The sequence below is a fragment of the Priestia iocasae genome (genome assembly GCF_016909075.1).
In the GTDB taxonomy this organism is placed as follows: Bacteria; Bacillota; Bacilli; order Bacillales; family Bacillaceae_H; genus Priestia; species Priestia iocasae.
Map to the genome: position 1 here is coordinate 15,316 of NZ_JAFBFC010000008.1, position 22,727 is coordinate 38,042.

Annotated in this window: 20 protein-coding genes and 2 riboswitches; of the genes, 4 read left to right on the forward strand and 16 right to left on the reverse strand. The window is 36.8% G+C overall.

All coding sequences use genetic code 11. The features are described 5' to 3' along the window. Window positions 1-89: 89 nt before the first annotated feature. Window positions 90-1,244, forward strand: coding sequence for an aminotransferase A (locus JOC83_RS17495; RefSeq protein ID WP_205188688.1), 1,155 nt, complete (start codon window positions 90-92; stop codon window positions 1,242-1,244). Window positions 1,245-1,291: 47 nt separating this feature from the next. Here the strand turns inward: JOC83_RS17495 and JOC83_RS17500 are convergent, their stop codons facing one another. The 3 genes from JOC83_RS17500 to JOC83_RS20225 all read right to left on the reverse strand — a co-directional run bounded on the left by JOC83_RS17500 (window position 1,292) and on the right by JOC83_RS20225 (window position 2,782). Beyond that, entirely contained in the window at window positions 1,292-1,474 is a 183-nt protein-coding gene (locus JOC83_RS17500) for a hypothetical protein (RefSeq protein ID WP_205188689.1), read from the reverse strand. 84 nt (window positions 1,475-1,558) lie between these two features. Further along, window positions 1,559-2,428 (reverse strand): NAD(P)-dependent oxidoreductase, encoded by an 870-nt coding sequence (locus JOC83_RS17505; RefSeq protein ID WP_205188690.1) that lies wholly within the window; start codon window positions 2,426-2,428, stop codon window positions 1,559-1,561. 132 nt (window positions 2,429-2,560) lie between these two features. Next, window positions 2,561-2,782, reverse strand: a complete 222-nt coding sequence (locus JOC83_RS20225; protein ID WP_205188691.1) for a TM2 domain-containing protein — start codon at window positions 2,780-2,782, stop codon at window positions 2,561-2,563. Between the two features lie 381 nt (window positions 2,783-3,163). On the opposite strand from JOC83_RS20225, the gene JOC83_RS17515 reads away from it, so the two are divergent. Continuing rightward, entirely contained in the window at window positions 3,164-3,775 is a 612-nt protein-coding gene (locus tag JOC83_RS17515) for a nitroreductase family protein (RefSeq protein WP_205188692.1), read from the forward strand. Window positions 3,776-3,932: 157 nt separating this feature from the next. On the opposite strand, the gene JOC83_RS17520 is transcribed toward JOC83_RS17515, so the two are convergent. After that, the gene (locus JOC83_RS17520; RefSeq protein WP_205188693.1) at window positions 3,933-4,718 is read right to left on the reverse strand and encodes an SDR family oxidoreductase; all 786 of its coding nucleotides are present in this window, start codon (window positions 4,716-4,718) and stop codon (window positions 3,933-3,935) included. Between the two features lie 156 nt (window positions 4,719-4,874). Next, entirely contained in the window at window positions 4,875-5,645 is a 771-nt protein-coding gene (locus tag JOC83_RS17525; protein ID WP_205188694.1) for a peptide ABC transporter permease, read from the reverse strand. A 226-nt stretch (window positions 5,646-5,871) separates the two neighbouring features. On the opposite strand from JOC83_RS17525, the gene JOC83_RS17530 reads away from it, so the two are divergent. Next, window positions 5,872-6,762 (forward strand): LysR family transcriptional regulator, encoded by an 891-nt coding sequence (locus tag JOC83_RS17530; protein WP_205188695.1) that lies wholly within the window; start codon window positions 5,872-5,874, stop codon window positions 6,760-6,762. Window positions 6,763-7,186: 424 nt separating this feature from the next. Here the strand turns inward: JOC83_RS17530 and ptsP are convergent, their stop codons facing one another. From ptsP to JOC83_RS17580, 10 genes are all read right to left on the reverse strand, one after another. After that, a complete protein-coding gene (gene ptsP, locus JOC83_RS17535) occupies window positions 7,187-8,908 on the reverse strand; it encodes a phosphoenolpyruvate--protein phosphotransferase (protein ID WP_205188696.1) in 1,722 nt (573 codons plus the stop codon). After that, the gene (locus JOC83_RS17540; RefSeq protein WP_110111707.1) at window positions 8,908-9,174 is read right to left on the reverse strand and encodes a phosphocarrier protein HPr; all 267 of its coding nucleotides are present in this window, start codon (window positions 9,172-9,174) and stop codon (window positions 8,908-8,910) included. The genes ptsP and JOC83_RS17540 overlap by 1 nt, the downstream gene beginning before the upstream one ends. A 20-nt stretch (window positions 9,175-9,194) precedes the next feature. Then, the gene (gene ptsG, locus JOC83_RS17545) at window positions 9,195-11,267 is read right to left on the reverse strand and encodes a glucose-specific PTS transporter subunit IIBC (protein ID WP_205188697.1); all 2,073 of its coding nucleotides are present in this window, start codon (window positions 11,265-11,267) and stop codon (window positions 9,195-9,197) included. 214 nt (window positions 11,268-11,481) lie between these two features. Beyond that, window positions 11,482-12,330: a glucose PTS transporter transcription antiterminator GlcT gene (gene glcT / locus JOC83_RS17550; RefSeq protein ID WP_205188698.1), complete on the reverse strand. Its 849-nt coding sequence runs from the start codon at window positions 12,328-12,330 to the stop codon at window positions 11,482-11,484. Between the two features lie 117 nt (window positions 12,331-12,447). Beyond that, window positions 12,448-13,332 (reverse strand): hypothetical protein, encoded by an 885-nt coding sequence (locus tag JOC83_RS17555; protein WP_205188699.1) that lies wholly within the window; start codon window positions 13,330-13,332, stop codon window positions 12,448-12,450. 133 nt (window positions 13,333-13,465) lie between these two features. Continuing rightward, window positions 13,466-13,933, reverse strand: coding sequence for a 6,7-dimethyl-8-ribityllumazine synthase (gene ribH, locus JOC83_RS17560; RefSeq protein ID WP_205188700.1), 468 nt, complete (start codon window positions 13,931-13,933; stop codon window positions 13,466-13,468). Between the two features lie 101 nt (window positions 13,934-14,034). Beyond that, a complete protein-coding gene (locus tag JOC83_RS17565) occupies window positions 14,035-15,243 on the reverse strand; it encodes a bifunctional 3,4-dihydroxy-2-butanone-4-phosphate synthase/GTP cyclohydrolase II (RefSeq protein ID WP_205188701.1) in 1,209 nt (402 codons plus the stop codon). Between the two features lie 13 nt (window positions 15,244-15,256). After that, window positions 15,257-15,910 carry a riboflavin synthase gene (ribE, locus tag JOC83_RS17570; RefSeq protein WP_205188702.1) on the reverse strand — a complete coding sequence of 218 codons (654 nt, stop codon included), beginning with the start codon at window positions 15,908-15,910 and terminating at the stop codon, window positions 15,257-15,259. Further along, on the reverse strand, window positions 15,891-17,003 hold the full coding sequence (ribD, locus tag JOC83_RS17575) for a bifunctional diaminohydroxyphosphoribosylaminopyrimidine deaminase/5-amino-6-(5-phosphoribosylamino)uracil reductase RibD (protein ID WP_205188703.1): 1,113 nt from the start codon (window positions 17,001-17,003) through the stop codon (window positions 15,891-15,893). The genes ribE and ribD overlap by 20 nt, the downstream gene beginning before the upstream one ends. A gap of 206 nt (window positions 17,004-17,209) precedes the next feature. After that, a riboswitch (FMN riboswitch) is annotated at window positions 17,210-17,356 on the reverse strand. A 121-nt stretch (window positions 17,357-17,477) separates the two neighbouring features. Then, window positions 17,478-18,506, reverse strand: a complete 1,029-nt coding sequence (locus tag JOC83_RS17580) for a YkvI family membrane protein (RefSeq protein ID WP_205188704.1) — start codon at window positions 18,504-18,506, stop codon at window positions 17,478-17,480. 175 nt (window positions 18,507-18,681) lie between these two features. On the opposite strand from JOC83_RS17580, the gene JOC83_RS17585 reads away from it, so the two are divergent. After that, window positions 18,682-19,584, forward strand: a complete 903-nt coding sequence (locus JOC83_RS17585; RefSeq protein ID WP_205188705.1) for an aldo/keto reductase — start codon at window positions 18,682-18,684, stop codon at window positions 19,582-19,584. 40 nt (window positions 19,585-19,624) lie between these two features. On the opposite strand, the gene JOC83_RS17590 is transcribed toward JOC83_RS17585, so the two are convergent. Further along, a complete protein-coding gene (locus tag JOC83_RS17590; protein WP_205188706.1) occupies window positions 19,625-22,153 on the reverse strand; it encodes a bifunctional 2',3'-cyclic-nucleotide 2'-phosphodiesterase/3'-nucleotidase in 2,529 nt (842 codons plus the stop codon). Window positions 22,154-22,580: 427 nt separating this feature from the next. Then, window positions 22,581-22,689: riboswitch (SAM riboswitch) on the forward strand. Window positions 22,690-22,727: the final 38 nt, after the last annotated feature.

Genomic DNA, 22,727 nt, shown 5'->3' on the forward strand with positions numbered 1-22,727 from the left:
GGGAGCTCCCATCGTTTTTATTTTTGTTCCATGATGTTACCGCAGCAATGTGTTAAAATAAATTGAATCGTAGAGAAAGGATGAAACAAATGGAGCATCTCATTAATGATCGTGTTAAGAACATTCAAATTTCGGGTATCCGCACATTTTTTAATATGGTTTCACAATATGAAGACGTACTTTCACTAACAATTGGACAACCGGACTTTTTAACACCTGATTCAGTAAAAACAGCTGCTAAACAGGCTATTGATCAAAATAAAACGTCTTATACTCATAACGCAGGAATTTTAGAATTACGACAAGCCGCTTCACAATTTGTACGCACAAACTACAATCAACAGTATGACCCTGAAACAGAAGTGATCGTGACCATTGGAGCTAGTCAAGCCATTGACATTGCGATGCGTACTATTTTAGAGGAAGGGTCTGAAGTGATTTTGCCTGGCCCTGTTTATCCTGGTTATGAACCGCTTATCCGACTAGCTGGTGCTATTCCAGTTCATGTTGATACAACAAACACAGGATTTCGCCTAACAGCAGATTTAATTAACCAACACATAACAGAAAAAACAAGATGTATCATTTTACCTTATCCATCTAATCCAACAGGGGTTACATTATCCAAAACAGAGCTAGAGGATATTGCGACCTTATTGCATGATAAAGACATTTTTGTTTTATCAGACGAAATTTATAGCGAACTCGTTTTTGATGGAAAACATGAATCAATTGCGACAATCCCATCTATGCGAGATAAAACGATTGTTGTAAATGGGGTATCTAAGTCTCATTCGATGACTGGATGGCGTATTGGGCTGTTATTTGCTCCTGCATACATAAGTAAACATATGTTAAAAGTCCATCAATACAATGTAAGCTGCGCTTCTTCAATTTCACAAATAGCTGCACTTGAAGCATTAACAACAGCTAAAGACGAATCCATCCTAATGAAACAAGAATATGAAAAAAGAAGAAACTATGTTTACGAGCGATTAGTAGCAATGGGATTTGAAGTAGAAAAGCCTTCTGGTGCGTTCTATCTATTTCCTTCAATTCAAAAATTCCACAAAAGCTCTTTTGACTTTGCATTAAGTCTTGTAAAAGATGCTGGCGTGGCACTTGTTCCAGGAAATGCTTTCTCTACCTTAGGTGAAGGATATGTACGTCTTTCCTATGCCTACTCAATGGATACACTTACAGAAGCATTAAACCGCCTTGAACACCATCTAAATAAAAACTAAAAAGAATGGCTGGACTAAAAACTCACCTTTAGTTCAGCCATTCTTCTTTATAAACCGCCTTTGTATTTCCCATCGTTTTTAGAGGCTTTTTCTTCTTTTGCTTTATCTTTATGCTTTTGATTCGCTTGTGCGCTACCAAATTCGTGGCTAAATTCAGCATTTAGCTTTGCAGCATCGAAGCCTTTTTTATTTTTTTGATCAGCATCATTCTTTTTTGTGCGCTTTGCCATTTTTCAACACTCCTTTAATCAAGCCTATTACTAGTGTAAACGGAATGTTGAAAGATATAGCTGTTAGTACCTTCTACTCTATCCTTATTTATACAGCTTGTATAAAGCTTGTGTCCCACTATTTTCTTCACCTTGCTCAGCAAGCTCTTCATACAATTTTTTAGCTAACGCTAATCCATGTGCATGTATCCCTAATGCTTTTGCTTCTTCTACCGCGATGCTCATATCTTTAATAAAGTGTTTAATATAAAAACCAGGCTCAAAATTCTGCGCAATCATACGAGGGGCTAAATTATCTAAAGACCAACTACCGGCTGCCCCTGTAGAAATTGATAATAATACTGTTTGTGGGTCTAATCCAGCTTTCTCAGCATAAACCATCGCCTCACTTACTCCCATCATCGTGGAGGCAATCGTAATCTGATTACACATTTTTGTATGTTGCCCTGCTCCCGCTTTTCCTTGAAGAATAATGTTTGTTCCGAGCTTTTCAAAGAGTGGCTTACACGCTTCAAATACTTGTTCCTCTCCACCAACCATAATGGTTAGCTTAGCATCTCTTGCCCCAATATCTCCACCAGAAACAGGTGCATCCAACACATGAATGTTTTTCTTTTTTCCCTCTTCATAAATTCGAATCGCTAAAGATGGTTCAGAAGTGGTCATATCGATTAAATAACTACCTTGCTTTGCGTACTGCAATAAGCCTTCTTCACCTAAATACGTTTCTTCTACATCTTTAGGATAACCAACCATCGTGAATACAACATCACACTCTTTTGCAAGATCGGCTATACTTTCTTTCCATATCGCTCCACTCTCAAGTAAACGTTGTGCCTTTTCTTTTGTTCTTGTATAGATATATAAAGGAAATCCTGCATGTAAAAGATGGGAAGCCATGCTTTTTCCCATTACACCGATGCCAACAAAGCCAACCTTCGTTTCTTTTTTCATCTTCTTTCTCCCCTTTTCATGTACATCTATCATCATCTTACACAATTAGAACAAGGGAAAAAAGAACAATCTTTTACGGAAATTTATTTAAACAGAATAACGTGTGATGGGGATTGAAAAACAAGAGGATGTTTAGAGAAGAAAGTGATTGTGATTGTGTTCATATTCTTCAAACTGTTCATCAGTTTTTAACAAATAAGACAGTCCTTCTATAATACCTATTACTTGTGGGATTCCTGTCCAACAGAAAAGAAGATAACAAATTCCTGCAAAGATTCGTTTAATATAAAACTTATGCATACCGAAACCACCTAAAAAAATGGCTAGGATTGCAGCTTTGACTCTTCTCGTCACCCACCTCACCCCCCTTACGTATTTGCTCTTTTTTACACTATATGAATAAGAAAGGAGAAAATGTACGGTTATTGTAGGCAAGGGTAGGAATAGAAAACAGCAAGTACTCAAAGACTTTCAGTGTAGATGACTTGCTCACACTTTTCCTGGGAAAGCGAGCAACCTTGAACAAGAAATAACCAATTACCACTATGGATGACATAAAAACAAAGATAAATTATAAAAACGTGGTTTCATGCAAGAAATGTTGAAAACTGCACATGCTAAGCTATATTGTTTGACAAGAAAGAACCACTACTGTAGAATTCTCCTTACTTACAAATAGTAAGCAACTGACTTTAATTACCATTATACATACTACGAATGACGGAGGTTTTATTTATGAGCAAAGATTTTTTTGAAGTTGTAAATGAGCGTACATCAGTGCGTGACTATGACTCATCTGTTAAATTAAGTAAAGAAGAAGTAACAGACCTTTTAGAAACAACAATTAAGTCTCCATCAGCATGGAACTTACAACAATGGCATTTTATGGCTTTCACAAGCGATGAAGTAAAAGAACGCTTATTACCGATTGCCTATAATCAAAAACAAGTTGTTGAAGCCGGGGCTGTTGTTGCGATTCTAGGTGACTTAGAAGCCCATAAAAACATAGATGATGTATACAATCCTCTTGTAGAAGCGGGATATATGAAAGCAGAAGTAAAAGATATTTTAGCAGGCCAAATTGAAGGAGCATACAGTAACCCTGTATACGCTCGAGATGCAGCTTTTACGAACTCTTCTCTTGCTGCGATGACATTAATGCTTGCAGCCAAAGCGAAAGGCTATGATACATGTTCAATGGGTGGATTTAATGTTCAACAGTTCATTGAAGAGTTTAAAGTAGATGATCGCTATATTCCTGTGATGCTTATCTCAATTGGTAAAGCAGCTAAGCCTGCTCATAATAGTGCTCGTTTTCCAGTAGAGCGTGTTACAACATGGCTATAAAAAGAAGCTGAGACAAAAGGGTAAAGAATACTCCTGTTTGACTCAGCCCGTAAAATCCCTTGCCCGAAAAGTCCAGAAACATTAATGGATAGAACGGCAAGGGATTTTGCATATAAATCTTCTCTTCTTCGTTTTACTCACTTATGTCCCAGCTTTTTTAAATAGATTTAACCATACCACCATCGATTAGGAACGATTGACCCGTCATATATGTATTTCCGCTAGACAATAAGAACGTTACGACTTTTGCAAACTCTTCTGGCTCTCCATATCTGCCTAATGGAATTTTTGTCTTCACTTGCTTCTCAATTTCTTCTTTGGCAATCCCTTGCTTCTCGGCATTCAATTGATCAAGTTTAGCCGTACGATCTGTTGCGATTCTTCCTGGTGCTACTGTGTTAATTAGAACATTATACTCCGCTAATTCCTGTGCTAACGTTTTGGTTAAGCCGACAATACCTGTTCGAAATGTATTAGATAACAAAAGTCCAGGAATTGGCTCCTTTATAGATGAAGAAGCAATATTAACGATTTTGCCTCCTTCTTTCTTCATATGAGGAAGAACTTCGCGAATCGTACGAATGTAACTTAGTAAATTAAGCTCAAAAGCTTGTTGCCAATCTTCATCGCTTAATGTAAGAAATCCTCCTGCTTTTGGTCCTCCAGCGTTATTGACTAAAATATCAATCGTTCCAAACGAATCCACTGTCGCTTGAACAAGATTTTCAATGGATTCTTTGCTTGTTACATCGACAACGTGATAAAGGACTTTGCTGTCTGACTCTGCTGACATTTCATCTGCAACCTTTGCTAATTTTTCTTCAGAGCGACTAGCAATCATCACATTTGCACCTTCTTGGACGAGTTGTTTAGCAATCGCTTTCCCTAACCCTTGACTAGATGCTAAAACTAACGCATTTTTACCTTTTAACTGTAAGTCCATCACATATCCCCCTTTATGTTTATGACATTATGTTACAGTAATTATTCAAATTACTCAATTAATTCACACTTTACTACGTTTTTTATAAGCGAGGGATACACACATCTCTTCATATAATAAAAAAACCGCTATACTCAACGAGAATAGCGGTCTTGATTATTCAACTAAGGTCCATTCTAATTCTTTTTTATTTAAAACGAGAGACGCCTGTAACTTGCTTTGCTTTTTATATTCATGGCGATCATTGTAGAATTCATCCATGTCTATCCCTTTACCAATTGTATAGATAGGAATTTGAATATCCTTACGTGTTTGGACCATTCCTTCAAAATCTAGAAGTAGCCCATCACTCATTAAGGTTAATAATGTATTAGCTAACACAAGTGGTATTGGAGGATAGTCTACTTTTTTACGTCTTAGAGAAAACCTCTTTTGCTTTAATAACGTAATCTTCAAAGGAACTAAACGGCTAATCATATGCTTAACGTCGTACACATCTCGGTAATACGTTTTATTACTAAAGCCATCATCATGAGCTAAGTAAGCAAATTGATTGCTCAGCTTATTACTAAAAGATGCAACTAAAGGCTTTTTATAATGTCCTAAGTATAGAAGCGCTGCAAGTTCTGTTGGCTCAAGTAAATCGAGTGAAGACAGGTCGTCAAAATCCACCCAGCAAAAGTCTCCGTAATCATAAACATTATCTTCTGCAAGAGACCAAATTTGTTGACCTTCCACATAATCTAATTGTGTAGAAAAATGATAATCACTCTCTTCAAATTTATGCTTCAGCAATAACATATTAGAAATAGGTCTAGGAAGTGAATGAACAAACTCCTTAAACTCAATTCCATATGCAACATAATACCGTTCACTCAAATGATTATGTATGTACACAACATCTTTAATCTCATCTGCTTTACTCAACCGTTCTAACCACCTTATATCATCATTCTACATCTCGCATACAAGTGTGTATTCAATTTATATATTATATATCTAATACAAGTTGAAATCTACATAAATTCTGTTAGAAAATTTTATATCATCATTTCATCATCGATCGATTCGTAAATGTTTCTTATGCATGAAGAATACGTTATGATAAGAAGAGAAAATGCCGAATTGTATTTAAAAATGAAAGGTGAATTACATGGATGTACGTCATTTACACTATTTTAGCGAAGTAGCCAAGAATGGTAGCTTTACAAGAGCCTCTGAAGAATTACATATCTCTCAGCCTTCATTAAGTAAAATGGTTAAAGCACTAGAAAGTGAATTAGGTGTTATGCTCATTGACCGCTCTGGCAAACGACTTCAACTAACAGATGCGGGGAAAATTGTTTACCAACAAGCAGACAGCATTTTATCATCTTTACGTGATTTATCAAATTCACTTTATGATTTAATGCATTTACAAAAGGGAACGATAAAAATTGGTCTCCCTCCTCTTATTGGCACACTCTTTTTCCCTCGAATTATTAAGTCGTTTCATGATCGTTATCCTGAGATTCAGCTTGAATTAATTGAGTACGGTGCAAAAAAAATGCAAAAGATTTTAGAAACTGGAGAAATAGATATTGGTATAGCTTTACTGCCTGTTGATAAACAGAAGTTTTCCACCATTCCCTTTGTGAAAGAACGATTACAGCTTGTGGTTCATCACTCACATCCTTTTGCACGTAAAAACGGAATGTCATTACAGGAATTAAAAGATGAATCCTTTATTTTATTTCATGAGGATTTTACGATGCACGAGCTCATTTACAATGAGTGCATTAAATGTGGATTCACCCCAAAGATTGCATACACCAGCTCTCAGTGGGACTTGATTGGAGAGATGGTAGCAGCTAACTTAGGTATTACGCTTTTTCCATACTCCATTTGCCAAAAGTTAAACAAAAATCACATTTCCATTATTGAATTAGAAACCGAAATTCCATGGGACCTAGCCTTGATTGTCAAAAAGGACCGCTACATCTCGTTTGCTACCCAAGCATTCATTGATCATATGAAGTCAATAACCGACCTTAAAAATGGCTGATTGACGGCCTACTATTTAAGCCTCGTGCATTCTTCTTTAAAGTTAGGGATGGTCACATGCTTAGGTCGAGGGAACGCGTTAAAACACGCCGTCTTTCACATGTTCTAAATCAATCTATATTGGGTATAACTTATGTGCATGGTAACTATAACTAATAGATATTTTACGGATAATCAATTATCCAGTACACTTTAGTTGTAGCATTCATTTTCTCAATTTGTATCCCCATTTGCATAATTTAAAAAGTTTCTCTTTTCCCAATGATTGAGTCGCCGAACGTTAGGCGACTCTTTTGTTTTATACACTGTTTTTAAAAAGAAACAGTCGGTTGATAAGAGCGGAAGATGCGTAGGTCTGTTTGGATTAGGCATCAACCACTATTTATGTAAATAAAAAGAAGCTCAGGAGAACCTGAGCTTCTTTTTTACGCTAAATTGAATGTTGATTTAACAAATTCAATAACTTCTTCAGTTGAAGACATTGAAAGAATTGTTTCAATGTGTGGCTCAATTTCTGCTTTTGAAAGCTGACGGATTTGTGAGCGAGCTTTTAGAATTGATGTTGCACTCATTGAGAACTCATCTAATCCTAGGGCTAATAAGATTGGAATCGCAATCTCATCTCCAGCCATCTCACCGCACATACCTACCCATTTACCTTCTTTGTGAGCTGCTAAGATAACCATATGAATTAAGCGAAGAATCGCCGGGTTATACGGTTGGTATAAGTATGATACACGTTCGTTCATGCGATCTGCTGCTAGCGTGTATTGAATTAAATCATTTGTTCCAATGGAGAAGAAATCCACTTCCTTCGCAAATAAATCTGCCATTACTGCAGATGAAGGAATTTCAACCATCATACCAACTTCGATGTTATCTGACACACTTACTCCTTCAGCTTGAAGCTTTTCTTTTTCTTCTAAAAGAATGGCTTTTGCTTGACGGAATTCATCTAATGTTGCAATCATTGGGAACATAACTTTTAAGTTACCATATACACTTGCACGTAGTAACGCACGAAGTTGTGTGCGGAACATATCTTGCATTTCAAGACATAAACGAATAGCACGGAAACCTAAGAATGGGTTCATTTCTTTTGGTAGATTTAAATATGGAAGTTCTTTATCTCCACCAATATCAAGTGTACGAACCACAACAGGCTTGCCTTCCATACGCTCTAATACTGTTTTATAAGATGTAAATTGCTCTTCTTCTGTTGGAAGATCTTCACGACCCATGTATAAGAATTCCGTACGGTAAAGACCAACAGCTTCACCACCGTTTTCTAATACACCTTTTACATCTTCTGGTGTTCCAATATTTGCTGCTAACTCTACATGATGGTTATCAGCAGATACTGTTTTTTCATTAACAAGCTTCGCCCACTCTGCTTTTTGTGCTTCATAAGCTGCTGCTTTGTCTTCATATTGCTTCACAACTTCTTCACTTGGATTAACAAGCACTTTGCCATCTAATCCATCAATAATTACTAATGCACCATTCTCAATGTCATGCATGACAGTTTTTGTACCCACAACTGCTGGAATTTCCATTGAACGAGCCATAATTGCTGAGTGAGAAGTACGTCCACCAATATCCGTGGTAAAACCTTTTACATATTGACGGTTAAGCTGTGCTGTATCAGAAGGTGTTAAATCTTCTGCGATAATGACAACCTCTTCTGAAATCATGCTTGGATTTGAAATGTTTACACCTAGAAGATGAGCTAACACACGTTTTGTTACATCGCGAATATCAGCAGCACGTTCTTTCATGTATTCATTATCCATTGATTCAAACATTGAAATGAACATAGAAGCTACTTCATCTAATGCAACCTCTGCATTGACATTTTCAGTTTGAATCTTTTCTTTAATTGGGTTGATAAGTTCTGGATCACTTAGAACTAGTAAGTGAGCTGAGAAGATCTCCGCCTTATCTTGACCAAGTTCTTTTAACGCATGTTCTTTAATTTTTTCAAGTTCTGATGTAGATGTCGCAAGGGCTTTTTCTAAGCGTGCAATCTCACTGTCAATGTCTGTAACAGTTTTCTTTTCTACTTTTAATTCCGGATTTTCAAGACGAAATGCTTTAGCAATAGCAATGCCGCTAGAAGCGGCAATGCCTAGGATTTCTTGTGTCATTATTCCCCTAATCCTTCTTTTTTGATTGTTTCTTCGATTGCTGCAATTGCATCTGCTTCGTCAGAACCTTCAGCTGTTACTTTAATAGTAGCATCTTTCGGAATCCCTAGAGACATAACACCCATGATTGACTTTAAGTTTACAGTTTTACCGTTAAACTCTAAGTTTACATCTGAATCAAATTTGCTAGCCGCTTGTACTAATGTAGTTGCTGGACGTGCATGAATTCCTGAGTCTGCTGTTACTGTAAATGTTTTTTCTGCCATGATAATCAATCTCCTTTTGCCTATTTAGAAATAGTAATAATCTGTTCTTCTTTTAAGTTAACCGTTCCTTGTTTTAGAATGTTAACTTTTTCATCTGCTTGTAGGTTTGTGAAAATAATTGGCGTGATAACTGAAGGTGCGTTTTCTTTCACAAAGTCTAAATCAACTTCTAGTAAAGGTTGACCTTGTTTTACCTCATCACCTTGTGAAACTAGAGCTTTAAATCCTTCACCTTTTAAGTTAACTGTGTCAATTCCAAAGTGAATTAATACTTCACGACCTGTATTAGATTCAATTCCTAAAGCATGTTTCGTCGGGAATAAGTTTACTATTTTTCCGTCTACTGGTGCAACTACTGTGCCTTTTGATGGAATAATTGCAAAGCCATCACCCATTAATTTTTGTGAAAACACTTGGTCTGGCACTTCTGATAACGGAACGATTTCCCCTTCAATTGGAGAAATAATCTCTGCTCCGTTTTCACTTGTAGCAGCTGGTGTAATCACTTCGTTTTTAACTGGTTTTGGTTGTTCTTTTGAAACAACTGGTGTTTTACCATCCATAATGTCTTTAATCTGACCTTTTAACGTGTCTGATTTTGGACCAAAGATAGCTTGAATATTGTTACCTACTTCAAGAACACCTGAAGCTCCTAATTTTTTAAGGCGGTTCTTATCTACGTTCTTTACATCATCTACTGATACACGAAGACGAGTAATACAAGCATCTAAATGTGTGATGTTCTCTTTTCCACCTAATGCTGCTAATACATTGCTTGGTAATTCTCCAGCTTCCACTTTACCTTCTTCTTCGTCTTCTTGCTTCTCTTCACGACCTGGCGTACCTAAGTTAAACTTACGAATCGCAAATCGGAAACCGAAGTAATAGATGACTGCAAGAACTAAACCGACCGGAATAACAAGCCACCAATCAGTACGGTTTGGTAAGATTCCGAATAACACGTAATCAATAACCCCACCAGAGAATGTCATTCCAATTTTCACATTCAATAATTGCATAATCATAAATGATAGTCCAGCAAAAACTGCATGGATTGCGAATAAAACAGGTGCTACGAATAAGAATGAGAACTCAAGAGGTTCTGTAATCCCTGTTAAGAAAGATGTTAATGCAGCTGATCCCATAATACCTGCTACATATTTTTTGTTTTCAGGACGTGCTTCATGATAAATAGCTAATGCTGCTGCTGGTAGACCAAACATCATGAATGGGAATTTACCTGTCATAAATGTACCTGCTGTAAACTCAGCTCCATCTCGTAACTGAGCCATAAAGATACGTTGATCTCCACGGAACACTTCACCTGCTTGGTTTACATATGAACCAAATTCAAACCAGAACGGTGAGTAGAAAATATGATGAAGACCAAATGGAATTAACGAACGTTCAATTAAACCGAATACAAATGCTGCAACTGTTGGGTTTGCATCTAGCATTGTTTGAGAAAATGCGTTTAAGCCATTTTGTACTGGTGGCCATACAAACACCATGATTAAACCTAAGATTAATGTTGAAACAGCTGTAATAATTGGAACAAAACGCTTTCCAGCAAAGAAACCTAAGTATTGAGGTAATTCAATTGTATAGAAGCGATTATACATAGATGCAGCAATAACACCGACGATAATCCCTCCGAATACCCCTGTTTGTAGAGTTGGAATTCCAAGTACCATTGCTAGGGTTGGATCTTGTCCAATTAGGCTAGGATTTTCTAGCATTTCTGGTGTTAATACACCTGTTCCCTCTAAAATTGTACTCATTGTTACATTCATAATTAAATAACCAACAATGGCTGCAATACCTGCTACACCATCACCGCCAGCGAGTCCAACTGCTACACCAACTGCGAAGAGTAACGGTAAGTTTGCAAATACAATGTCACCAGATTGAGCCATAACATTTGCGACTAATTGAAACCACTCTGCTTCAAGAGCAGGAATACGAGCTAATAAGTCTGGATTTTGAAACGCAGTACCAAAAGCTAGTAATAAACCTGCTGCTGGTAGAATGGCAACTGGTAACATAAGCGCTTTACCTACTTTTTGTAATACACCAAAAAGTTTTTTAAACATTGCGCCTACCTCCTTTTCTATATTTGTTAGTGTGCAACAAGCAACATAATTGATACGCTTACATTCATTACCTTTTTATAAAAGGTAATTGTTTAAAGAAAACAAAAAAGGCATGATGAAAAAGAAACGAAAAAGGGTATACTAATCCCTTGTATAAAATCCGTTTCATTTCTCACTCATGCCTGATCGAATCAGTAACACGTACCGAAATGGTTTATAATTCAGTTTTGCTGACTAGACGCTGCAAATGCATCGTTAAATAGACAGCTTCTGCTTCATATACAGGTAAGTGTAACGCTTGTTGCATAACTTTTACCACTTTCCAAGCAACATTGTAGCACACAGGGTATTCTTCTTTCAACAGTAAAGCTAATTTTTTTGGTTCTTCAATTTCTTCACCTGTTTTTACACGGTCGATTGCAAAGTGAAGATGCCGTATTAACCGCATATAATTAACAGACTCTTTGTCCAATGTCACTTTAAATGAATCTTGAATCACTTGAATAATGGTTTGGATAAGAGTTGAGTGCTCATTTACTTCAGAAATATTTTTTTGCGTAATGGCGCTATGAATATGCAACGCAATAAAGCCTATTTCCCCTTCTGGAAGCTCAACACCCATTTCTTTTTTAATCATCCTAATCACTTCTGTTGCAATGACATATTCTTTTGGATAAAGAGCTTTCGTTTCAATTAAAAAAGGATTTCTAAAATCAAGCCCTTGTTGAAAACGCTTAATAGCAAACGCAATATGATCAGTTAACGCAATATGAATATGTTCATTTAGTGAGGTTTGGACATGCTTTTGAATATAAGAAATAATATCATTCATCAATTCTACAAATGACTCATCAATTTGTGTAAGTAGTTGCTTATACTGCTCTTGTTCTTGTTCATTTTTTAACAAAAACATCTTTTCAACATCAGCTGAATCGATACAATCATCTTTTTTCTTATTAAACCCAATGCCTTTACCAATGAGAACGACTTCATTATAAATTGGATGTGTTGCAATCAGTACATTATTATTCAATACCTTTTTTATAAAAAAGGACTCCTTCACGAATCCTCCACTCCCCTGTTTACTTTCGAATATTCGTCTTTCCATATTACAAAATAATTTGATTTATCGTCAATTCATTTTTAAAAATTCCTTTTATTGTTCAATTAAATAAGAGCGTTACACATCTTTGTAATACTTTTGAAAGCTTATCTCCTTTAACGGATTTGTCCCATAGCAGCTTTTAATGATAAAACGATGTAAAACAGCTGTGATTAGTAGCACAAAAATATCTAGCAATACAATGACAAAGAATGAATTCCAAGGTGCTAAGGATAAAACGCCTACTTGAATTAACATCCAATCGAATATTCTTATTAAAACAATCACACTACCTATCCATAGAATGGATGCTTGCTTCAGGATAAGACACACATAAATAGCTGTTAACAGAAAAACATACAGCGTATTTAAATTAATATGATCCCTTGTACTGTTTTGAAAGAAATCCAATTGTAGCCAATGAGTTTGAAACGTAGCCACAATGACAAACATAATCGTTGCATTAATACTAATCATTGAAAAATAAAGCGTCAATGTATGAATGAACATACTAAATCGTTCATGTAACCATTCGTACCATATTTTTGATATTAAAAACCCAATTGTCATAAAAACCCCCGTGTAAGGAGTTTTCCACCAATTGTGTGTATACACATCCCAACTTAAAAATAACTCTTCAATTCCCATGAACATGATAGAGATGATAACAATGTAAGGTAACCTTAATTGATAAGCCGCAATTACCACGGCCATAATGGGAAATGCAAAGGCTTGAGATGTTACTGACCCTAAAATATTATCGAAATAATCCTCTTTCATCAAATCAGGGTTGTAACGATAACTATTAAATAAAATTAAAATAATGTATTCCAAAAAATAAGCTAGTCCTGTCATAAAAAGAAATAATATAAACAATGTAGAATCTCGCTTTAGCCATAGTACGATACCAAATATCATCATACTTATAATGACCAATACTAGAAAAGGAACATAATGAGGCATGTCATTCTTCCTCTCGTAAATGCAAATGATACTACATAGGTTTAGATGTTTAATTGAAATTATGCACCTGTGCATAAAGAAGTGGTGAACAAGCCACGTTGTTCACCACTTCTTTTATCTTTATCTAATCTTCTTATTCAATTCCTCGTAGTAAGTTAGCCATTTCAATTGCCGCTGCAGCTGCTTCCCAGCCTTTATTTCCAGCTTTTGTTCCCGCACGCTCAATGGCTTGCTCAATCGTTTCAGTCGTTAATACACCGAAAATAATTGGAATTCCCGATTGCAAACTTTGTGACGCCACTCCTTTTGACACTTCGCTACATACATAGTCAAAGTGAGGCGTTGCTCCACGGATGACCGTTCCAAGCGTAATAACCGCATCATATTTCTTTGAATCTGCTAGCTTTTTAGCTACTAATGGAATTTCAAATGCACCTGGTACCCAAGCGATATCAACATTCTCTTCTTCTACACCGTGACGCTTTAACGCATCTTGTGCGCCACCTAATAACTTACTTGTAATAAATTCATTAAAACGACCTACAACAATCGCAACTTTCAACCCTGTTCCTACTAAATTCCCTTCAAATACATGACCCATTTTTAACTTCCTCCTCAACAATGTTTCTTTTTAAGTGATAGTCTAATCTAGCTTTAGCGCTCTACTAACAAGCATCAACGCTTGTATAACGCTTCGTTTAATTAATGTTTAGAGTGGGCCAAATTTAATAAATGACCCAATTTTTCTACTTTTGTATTTAAATATTTCTCATTGTCTTTTACCGCGGGCATTTGAATAGGCACACGCTCAACAACTTCTAGGTCATACCCTTTTAAGCCTGTAATTTTACGTGGGTTATTTGTTAATAGTTTCATTTTACGCACACCTAAATCTTTTAGCATTTGTGCGCCGATACCATATTCACGTAAATCTGCCCCAAATCCAAGCTTTTCATTTGCTTCAACCGTGTCGTATCCTTCTTCTTGTAGCTTGTATGCACGTAGTTTATTTAACAAGCCAATCCCACGGCCTTCTTGACGCATATAAAGTAAAATTCCTTTACCTGCATCTTCAATTTGCGCAAGTGCTGCATGAAGCTGCGGGCCACAATCACAACGAAAAGAGCCAAAAACATCACCTGTTAAGCATTCTGAATGTACACGTACTAACACAGGTTCATTAGGCGAAACATCACCCTTTACAATAGCAATGTGCTCTTTTTCATCCACTTTATTTGTATAACCGACTACTTTAAATTCACCAAATGACGTTGGTAAGTTAATTTCTACTTCACGCTTTATTAACTGCTCATGCTTACGACGATATGCAATGAGATCTTTAATTGTAATCATTTTTAAGTCGAATTTTTCTGCAACATGAACTAAATCCGGCACACGTGCCATCGTTCCATCTTCTTTCATGATTTCACAAATAACACCTGCAGGTTGACTTCCTGCTAAAACAGCTAAATCAATTGCTGCTTCTGTATGACCTGCTCGCTGCAATACGCCACCTTTTTTACCAACTAACGGAAAAACGTGACCTGGTCGACGAAAATCTGCTGCAACTGCATAATCATCTAATAATGCTTTAATAGTAGTAGAACGCTCATATGCGCTAATTCCTGTTGTTGTTGATTTATGATCAATGCTTACAGTAAACGCTGTTCCATGCATATCTGTATTGGTTGTTACCATTGGTTTTAACTCTAGTTTTTCTGCTAACTCTTCTATAATTGGCGTGCAAATAAGACCTCGTCCATGAGTTGCCATAAAATTAATGACTTCTGGTGTAGCACGATCTGCTAATGCTACAAAATCCCCTTCATTTTCTCGATCCTCATCATCACATACAATGACAACTTTACCGTTTTTCAATTCTTCAATTGCTTCTTCAATTGTATGAAACATATCGTTCACCTCATCATTCATCTGTATATCCATGCCTTTGTAAGAGGTCATACATGTTCCCTTTACTTGATGGCACTTCTTTTTTGGTCATCATTTCTTTTATATATTTTGCAAGCATGTCGCATTCAATATTGACAGAATCACCACGTTGTTTGTAGCCAATCACGGTATGTGCGACAGTATGAGGGATAAGGGAAATCGTAAAGCTGTTAGCAGTTAAGCCAAAGATAGTTAAGCTTGTACCATCAACTGAAACAGAGCCTTTTAGCATCATAAATTCTCTTAACTCTGAGCTCACTTCAATTTCGTAATAAACGGCGTTTCCTTTTGGCGTTTTGCGGATAATGGTTCCTACCCCATCAATATGCCCACTTACGAAATGTCCGCCGAATCGACCATTTGCCGCCATCGCTCTCTCAAGGTTTACCTTTGAACCCGCTGTCAGTTCTTTGAGCGTCGTGGCTTTAATCGTTTCAGGCATTACATCCACAGTGAATTCATGCTTCGAGAAAGATGTAACAGTTAAGCAAACCCCATTAACTGCAATGCTATCTCCTAAATGCACATCTTCTAACACCTTATCTGCACGAATAGAAATAACAATTGCATCGCTTCCTTTTTGAATACGTTTCACGTCACCTATTTCTTCAATAATCCCTGTAAACATTCGTTTCACCTTCTTTTGGAACGGCTACAATTTTAAGATCTTGACCTAGCTGTTGAACCAATGTAATTTCCAAATCAACGACTTCACTCATAGAAGCAATCCCTTCGCCCCCAAATGACGTTGGCGCTTTGCTTCCACCAATCAACTTTGGAGCAATATATGTGATCATTTGATTAAACAACTTTTCTTTTAAGAATGTACCGTGAACAGTAGATCCTCCTTCAACAAATAAAGAAGTAATTCCGTTCTCACCTAAAATGCGTAGAACATCTTTTAATAAAAGTTGTTCTGTTGGTAGTTTGATGACTCGGACAAACTCATTTGTAATTGCTTCGATCTTTTTACTTTGTGCAGCTTGTCCTACTATAATCCATGTTGGTGCTTGTTGATCATGAAGAATAGTGGCTTGTTCATCAATGTTTAAATGTGTATCTAAAATGACTCGAACAGGATTTTTACCTCCACCGGGCAGTCTCGTTGTTAAACTTGGGTTATCAATGTTCACTGTGTTGATGCCGACTAAAATTGCATCATGTTGATGACGCAATTGATGAACGTCTAACCGCGCTTGTTCACCTGTAATCCATTTACTTTCTCCTGTGTATGTGGCTGTTTTCCCATCTAAGCTCGTTGCTGTTTTTAGTGTGACAAATGGAAGCTTTGTTTGAATGAAATGAAAGAACGGGTCATTTAAAGCCGTCGCTTCTTTTTCTAATACACCTACTTCAATTTCAATTCCAGCTTCCTTCATTATCGCAATGCCTTTTCCAGCTACTAATGGATTTGGATCGGTGGATGCAATGACGACTCGTTTCATTTTCTTTTCCACCACTAAGTTCGCACAAGGTGGTGTTTTCCCGTAGTGCGCGCAAGGCTCAAGCGTCACATACAACGTTGCACCGTTTGCTTGTTCTCCGGCCATTGCTAATGCATGTACTTCAGCATGAGCTTGTCCTGCCTTTAAGTGTGCACCCATTCCAACAACGGCTCCATCTTTCACCACAACGGCTCCTACAACTGGATTGGGACTTGTTTGTCCTTGTGTAGCTTTTGCTAATTCAATTGCTAACTTCATAAAGTGCTCATCGTTCAATGTATCTCCTCCCAACCAGCTAGAAACATAAAAACCCCTAGTATAAAACCTAGGGGTTGGTTGAGTTGAATCAGTGTTAATCGTATACGTTTAGGCATACTCAAATAAACAGTCGTTACCTTATTTAAAAACAGCGGCTTTATGTTATTTGTGTAACACAAATACACCTTTTGCTGTTCGTAAAAAGAAATAACAAAAACTGTGTCCTGATCCTTCTCCCATCCAGACTATACTGTCGGCTCTAGATTTTAACTAGATCCACCGCTTGTTCAATGAACAAACGGGTCACGGGCTTAAAGATATGATATCTTATCACCGCCGGTTGGGACTTTCACCCGACCCCGAAGGATAAACTATTCTATTGTTCATTCTTACAATAAAGTGAACAGTCTTATTTTGTCAACACATTAACTCTATAAGCGTTCCTCTAAGATTATTATACCAAATTCACTTAAAATTGTCATAATCTTTTATTTATTTTACTTTTTTTATACATAACATGGCAATAAACGCTAACCCCATATAACCAAACAGCGGGTAAAGAACTTCAAGTAATTTTCCATATCCAATCTGACCCACCGTAAAGCACAACAGCAAAATAATCATAAATGCTTTATGCTCCGAAATGCGCAACACACTCTTCACCTGTCTAGCCATCCCAAAAACATTTCCAATTAAAGTAGTAAAGATTTCCCCAAAAATCACTAGCAAAAACAACCAGTTAACCCATACTGCAACATCTTTAATCACTTCGCTCATTGGAATCTCAAGCTGAAATGTATAAGGAACATTTGAGAGTGCCAAATGGGTAGCAATCATCATAAACGTAAGACCGATTCCACCTAACAGAGCCCCACGTTTAATAACGGTTTCGTCTTTTATTTCACTACCAAGTGGAACAAGAACGGCTTGAGACATCGCTAAGTTGAATGCAATATATAAAAACGGACTTAGTGCCCAACTATAATCTGTTGTAACAAGATGAATAGAAGAAACATGTAAGAATGGAATGTGTTGAAGATAAGGAAAAATAATAATGACAGAAAACGTCAACATCATTGGAACAACGAGAGAGTTCACAATCATTATCCCTTCAATGCCCTTCATGATTGAAATGTAGGCTAACAGCATTGTAAGCACCATGCCAAGTTGTGGCCACAACCCTAATTGTTCATGCGCAATGGCTCCTGTACTTGCTAACATAACGGATGTAATACCAAATAGAATAATCATTGTAAAGACGTTCACTACTTTTCCAACCATTGACCCAAACAAATAGTTATTAAGCTCTTGATACGAGTCAGCTTTAATCTCATTAGCCATTAACATCATCTTAGAACCAAGCCATATAAAGAAAAATCCACTTATTAAAATGCCAACTAAACCGACGCTCCCATATTTCGTAAAAAATTGCACAATTTCTTTCCCAGTAGCAAATCCAGCTCCAACGACCGTTCCTATATAGGTCGCAGCAACTTGTAGTGTAAGTTTCCACTTTTTCATGTAACCACCCTTTTCTAGCGCGATAATACACTATATGTGGTTGTTCAAAAAAAAAGACGAGCCTTTTAGATAGCTTTTATTTTCTATTACCGCTTACGTTCATATCACTCGCTTAATTCTCTGTTCCTCTGCTATAATAAGCAAGAAATACACATATACATATGAGGTGACTTTTATGCAAACCGTTAAGTTAACAGATGATTTACAGTTTTCACGTATCATCCACGGATTATGGCGCTTATCTGATTGGGGACTCACCAATGAGCAAACGCTTGCATTAACAGAGCAATGCTTAGAACTTGGTATTACTACATTTGATCATGCTGATATTTATGGAGATTACACATGTGAAGAGCGATTCGGAGAAGCATTAGCATTAAAACCTTCTTTACGTGACTCTATGCAAATTGTGACGAAAACAGGTATTAAATTAAAGTCTAGTAAATTCCCTGATCGTAAAATCAATTTTTACGATACAAGTAAAGAACATATTGTAAAAAGCGCAGAACAATCATTACGCAACTTACGTACAGACTATGTAGATGTACTTCTTATCCATCGTCCAGATCCATTTATGAATCCAGAAGAAGTAGCTGAAGCATTTATTCAATTAAAAGAACAAGGAAAAGTTCGTCATTTTGGTGTTTCAAATTTTAAGCGTTCACAATTTGATATGCTACAGGCACATTTACCATTTTCACTTGTTACAAACCAAATTGAAGTTTCACCAACTTATTTAGATCATTTTGATTTAGGAACCATCGAACAATGTCAGCAACATAAAATTGCGCCAATGGCGTGGTCACCACTAGGTGGCGGTAGCATCTTTACAGCTGACGATGAGCGCTCGGTTCGCGTTCGAGCTAAACTTGAAGAAGTCGGAGCTGAGCTTGGTGCAGCATCACTTGATCAAGTAGCATATGCTTGGTTACTTGCCCACCCTGCAATGATTATGCCAATTGTTGGTTCAGGTAAGATTGAACGCATTCAATCTGCAGTCGATGCATTAGATTTGAACATGAACCGCATGCAATGGTTCCAAATTCTTGAAAGCTCAAAAGGTCGTCCTGTTGATTAATAAAAAAAGAGAGATATCCTTGGATATCTCTCTTTTTCTGTTATTTACTTAAGTGATACATTACTTTTGCTGCTTGTGCACGGCTTGATTCATGTTTAGGATTAAATGTTGTACCTTGACCTGTCATAAATTTCAATTCATACGCTGCATTCACATATTCTTTTGCCCAATCTTGAACATAGTGTTGATCTTGATAAGGGGCAGATTGTTTCGCTTTGTACTCTGCACCTGTTTTGTAGTTGTAAGCACGCACAATCATGGCTGCCATTTGCTCACGAGTAATAGGTGCAAACGGTGCAAATGTTTCATTTGTTCTTCCCGTTGTAATTCCCGCTTCGTGTGCAGCTGCTACATCAGCTTGTAAGTAACTTGGGACATCCTTAAATGTAACAGGATTTTTCGCTGTTAATTCTAAAGAGCGAACAAGTAGTGACGCGAATTGACCACGGGTAATCTTTCCTTCTGGATTAAACAGCTCGTCTGTTTGACCTTTAATAATTCCAGACTCTTGTAAAGAATAGATATAATCAAATGCCCAATGATTTGCTGGTACATCTTTAAATGGCTTTTTCTCTACTTGCTTAGGTGCTAAATTCAATGAATATTTGGCAAATCCTGTTGGTAGTGTTTCAATATATTGAATATACTTATTGTTCTCTACGTACTTTTGTGCATTTGATGAGGATTCAAATGTAACGTTTACATCCTCTTTAATTGGTGCTAGCTTCCAATTTTGATCCGCTGTTGGATTGATTGTTTTTGTTTCTGTAATATAGTCAATAATTGTTTGTCTATTCTCATCTGGTGCTGCTAGAATTGTATTTTTACCTTTAGGATTCACAAGGGTGCTTGTTCCTGCACGGTAGTTGTTTGTGACAACCACAAACTCTTGGTCCTCTTTTAATGCTTTTCCTTCAAATTGAATGTTCTTCACACGATTTGCGTTCTCATTAATAACAGCAGCATAACGATCATATTTTGCTGGCTCTGTTACATCAATTTCATACGTAAGTCCATCAATAATATCAAAGTTATACGTCGGAAAATTACTGTTTACAAGCGGCTGCTCTTCTGTTTTCTTCGGATCGATTTGGTTAAATTGGCCAGCTGACCATTCTAACCATTCTTTAATCTCTTTACCTGTTAATTTTAGCGCATAAACAGTGTTTGGATATAAATATAAGTCTGCTACGTTTTTAATTGCGATCGTTCCTGATGGAATATCTGTATAATAACTTGACCCATTGCGTCCACCTGCTTTAAATGGCGCAGCTGACGACAAAATTGGTAAACTTTCATAATCCGTACCCTTTAATGCTTTCTCTACATACCATTTTTGAGCTTGGTTTACGATTTGAACAGAAGAATCGTCTTGTACTAAAGCAAAGTAGCTATTAATTGGAGCAGTCGTTGTTCCAACAGGACTGTTCACATATTTAATTGTGCCTTCATGTCGCTCTTTCACAGCATCTTCAATCTCTTTATTCGATTCGACTAAAGGTTTACCATCCGTACCAACGATTGGCTTGATTGTTCCTGCAGACTCTTTTACCGTCCACTTACCTTCTACCTTTTCAATTGTTAAGTCGATTTGAGCTAAGTGATCTCCCCAAGCACCTGGCATTGTCACAGGTACACCGTTAATCGTACCTGTTGTATTATTAATCTTTTTCTCTGTGCTATCAGGGAAGTCTTGCTTCGCACCATTAATTGCTGGGAATTTGTTATGTTGATGCCCGGTAATAATAGCGTCAATGTCCTCTACTTCTGTTAAATAGTAAGCCGCATTTTCCATTCCTTTTGTATATCCTGAATAGTCAATACCTGAATGGGATAACACAACAATGACATCCGCACCTTCTTCTTTCATTTTCGGTACGATTTCTTTTGCTGATTCAACAATATCTTTTACAACTACTTCACCTTGTAAATGAGAGCTATCCCAATTTAAAATCTGAGGAGGGACAAACCCTGTAACCCCTACTTTAATTTTGTGCTCTTCACCATCTTCATCTTTTACAGTACGTTCTAATATTTCGTAAGGGTCAAAATAAAATGTATCGTTCGTTGGATCATTATCTTTATCATCGTGGAACACGTTTGCACTTACATAAGGGAATTGAGCATCTTTTGAACTTTGCTCAAGAAAATCTAATCCATAGTTGAATTCATGGTTACCTGGTGTTGCAGCGTCATATTTCAATAGATTCATAACATCAAAAACAGGATGGACTTCGCCTTTTTTTAGCGGTTCAACTCTTGCTATGTAGTCACCAAGTGGATTTCCTTGAATGATATCTCCATTATCAAAAAGCAATGTATTGGACTGTTCTTCACGAGCTTGTTTAATAAGTGACGCTGTTTTAGATAAACCGAAATTCTCTACTTGTTTGTCTTGATAATAATCATAGTTCACTAGGTTCGTATGAATATCACTTGTGCCCAGAATTCTTAATTTAACGATGTCTTCATTGAAATTTGCATAAGAAACCGTCGGCCCTACTTGCGGAATGATGAATCCAAGTGCAAGTGCAGCGCTCGCTAACGTTCTTTTTTTAAACTTTTTCACTCAAATGTCCCCCTAAAAGTAGAAATAGCTCACTCAAACACCCATTATTTTACTGGAACATTCGACAAAAAGATACATCTCCTATGTAAATTTACAAAAAAATTACTCTTCTTCTATTATTCTGATTAAGTTCACTATTTTTACAACCAGTTCCCGCTTTGAATTCAGCCATTTTGTTCCATACTAGGCGGCTCTGTTGTCATCACGCATGCCGTGAAGTCTTACTTCTTCCCCTTCAATTCACTTCTTTACTAATCGTTTACTTTTCACACAATCATAAACAACATTCTTAGATAAAATCCCCTTCAAATAAATTGAATTTTTCAAAAAAAATATAGATAATCTATTGTATAATTTATAAAAATCAGATAAATTAGAACGTACATATTCTTTTTCGTACTTACGTACATAAGTTTATAAGCAAACAATCTTATCCAGAGAGGTGGAGGGACTGGCCCTTTGAAACCTCAGCAACCAGTCATAAAGACATGGTGCTAAATCCAGCGAAGCAATCAATATTGCTTGGAAGATAAGGAGAGAGCATTCATTCAAGCCTTCTTCTATAAGAAGGCTT

Excerpts from the sequence above, each read along its gene's own strand:
- JOC83_RS17515 (WP_205188692.1), top strand. The coding sequence starts at position 3,164 with ATGAGCAAAGATTTTTTTGAAGTTGTAAATGAGCGTACATCAGTGCGT.
- JOC83_RS17565 (WP_205188701.1), bottom strand. The coding sequence starts at position 15,243 with ATGTTTCATACAATTGAAGAAGCAATTGAAGAATTGAAAAACGGTAAA.
- ptsG (WP_205188697.1), bottom strand. The coding sequence starts at position 11,267 with ATGTTTAAAAAACTTTTTGGTGTATTACAAAAAGTAGGTAAAGCGCTT.
- JOC83_RS17505 (WP_205188690.1), bottom strand. The coding sequence starts at position 2,428 with ATGAAAAAAGAAACGAAGGTTGGCTTTGTTGGCATCGGTGTAATGGGA.
- JOC83_RS17555 (WP_205188699.1), bottom strand. The coding sequence starts at position 13,332 with ATGCCTCATTATGTTCCTTTTCTAGTATTGGTCATTATAAGTATGATG.
- JOC83_RS17540 (WP_110111707.1), bottom strand. The coding sequence starts at position 9,174 with ATGGCAGAAAAAACATTTACAGTAACAGCAGACTCAGGAATTCATGCA.
- JOC83_RS17520 (WP_205188693.1), bottom strand. The coding sequence starts at position 4,718 with ATGGACTTACAGTTAAAAGGTAAAAATGCGTTAGTTTTAGCATCTAGT.
- ribH (WP_205188700.1), bottom strand. The coding sequence starts at position 13,933 with ATGGGTCATGTATTTGAAGGGAATTTAGTAGGAACAGGGTTGAAAGTT.
- ptsP (WP_205188696.1), bottom strand. The coding sequence starts at position 8,908 with ATGACACAAGAAATCCTAGGCATTGCCGCTTCTAGCGGCATTGCTATT.
- JOC83_RS17580 (WP_205188704.1), bottom strand. The coding sequence starts at position 18,506 with ATGAAAAAGTGGAAACTTACACTACAAGTTGCTGCGACCTATATAGGA.
- ribE (WP_205188702.1), bottom strand. The coding sequence starts at position 15,910 with ATGTTTACAGGGATTATTGAAGAAATAGGTGACGTGAAACGTATTCAA.
- JOC83_RS17585 (WP_205188705.1), top strand. The coding sequence starts at position 18,682 with ATGCAAACCGTTAAGTTAACAGATGATTTACAGTTTTCACGTATCATC.
- JOC83_RS17530 (WP_205188695.1), top strand. The coding sequence starts at position 5,872 with ATGGATGTACGTCATTTACACTATTTTAGCGAAGTAGCCAAGAATGGT.
- JOC83_RS17495 (WP_205188688.1), top strand. The coding sequence starts at position 90 with ATGGAGCATCTCATTAATGATCGTGTTAAGAACATTCAAATTTCGGGT.
- JOC83_RS17500 (WP_205188689.1), bottom strand. The coding sequence starts at position 1,474 with ATGGCAAAGCGCACAAAAAAGAATGATGCTGATCAAAAAAATAAAAAA.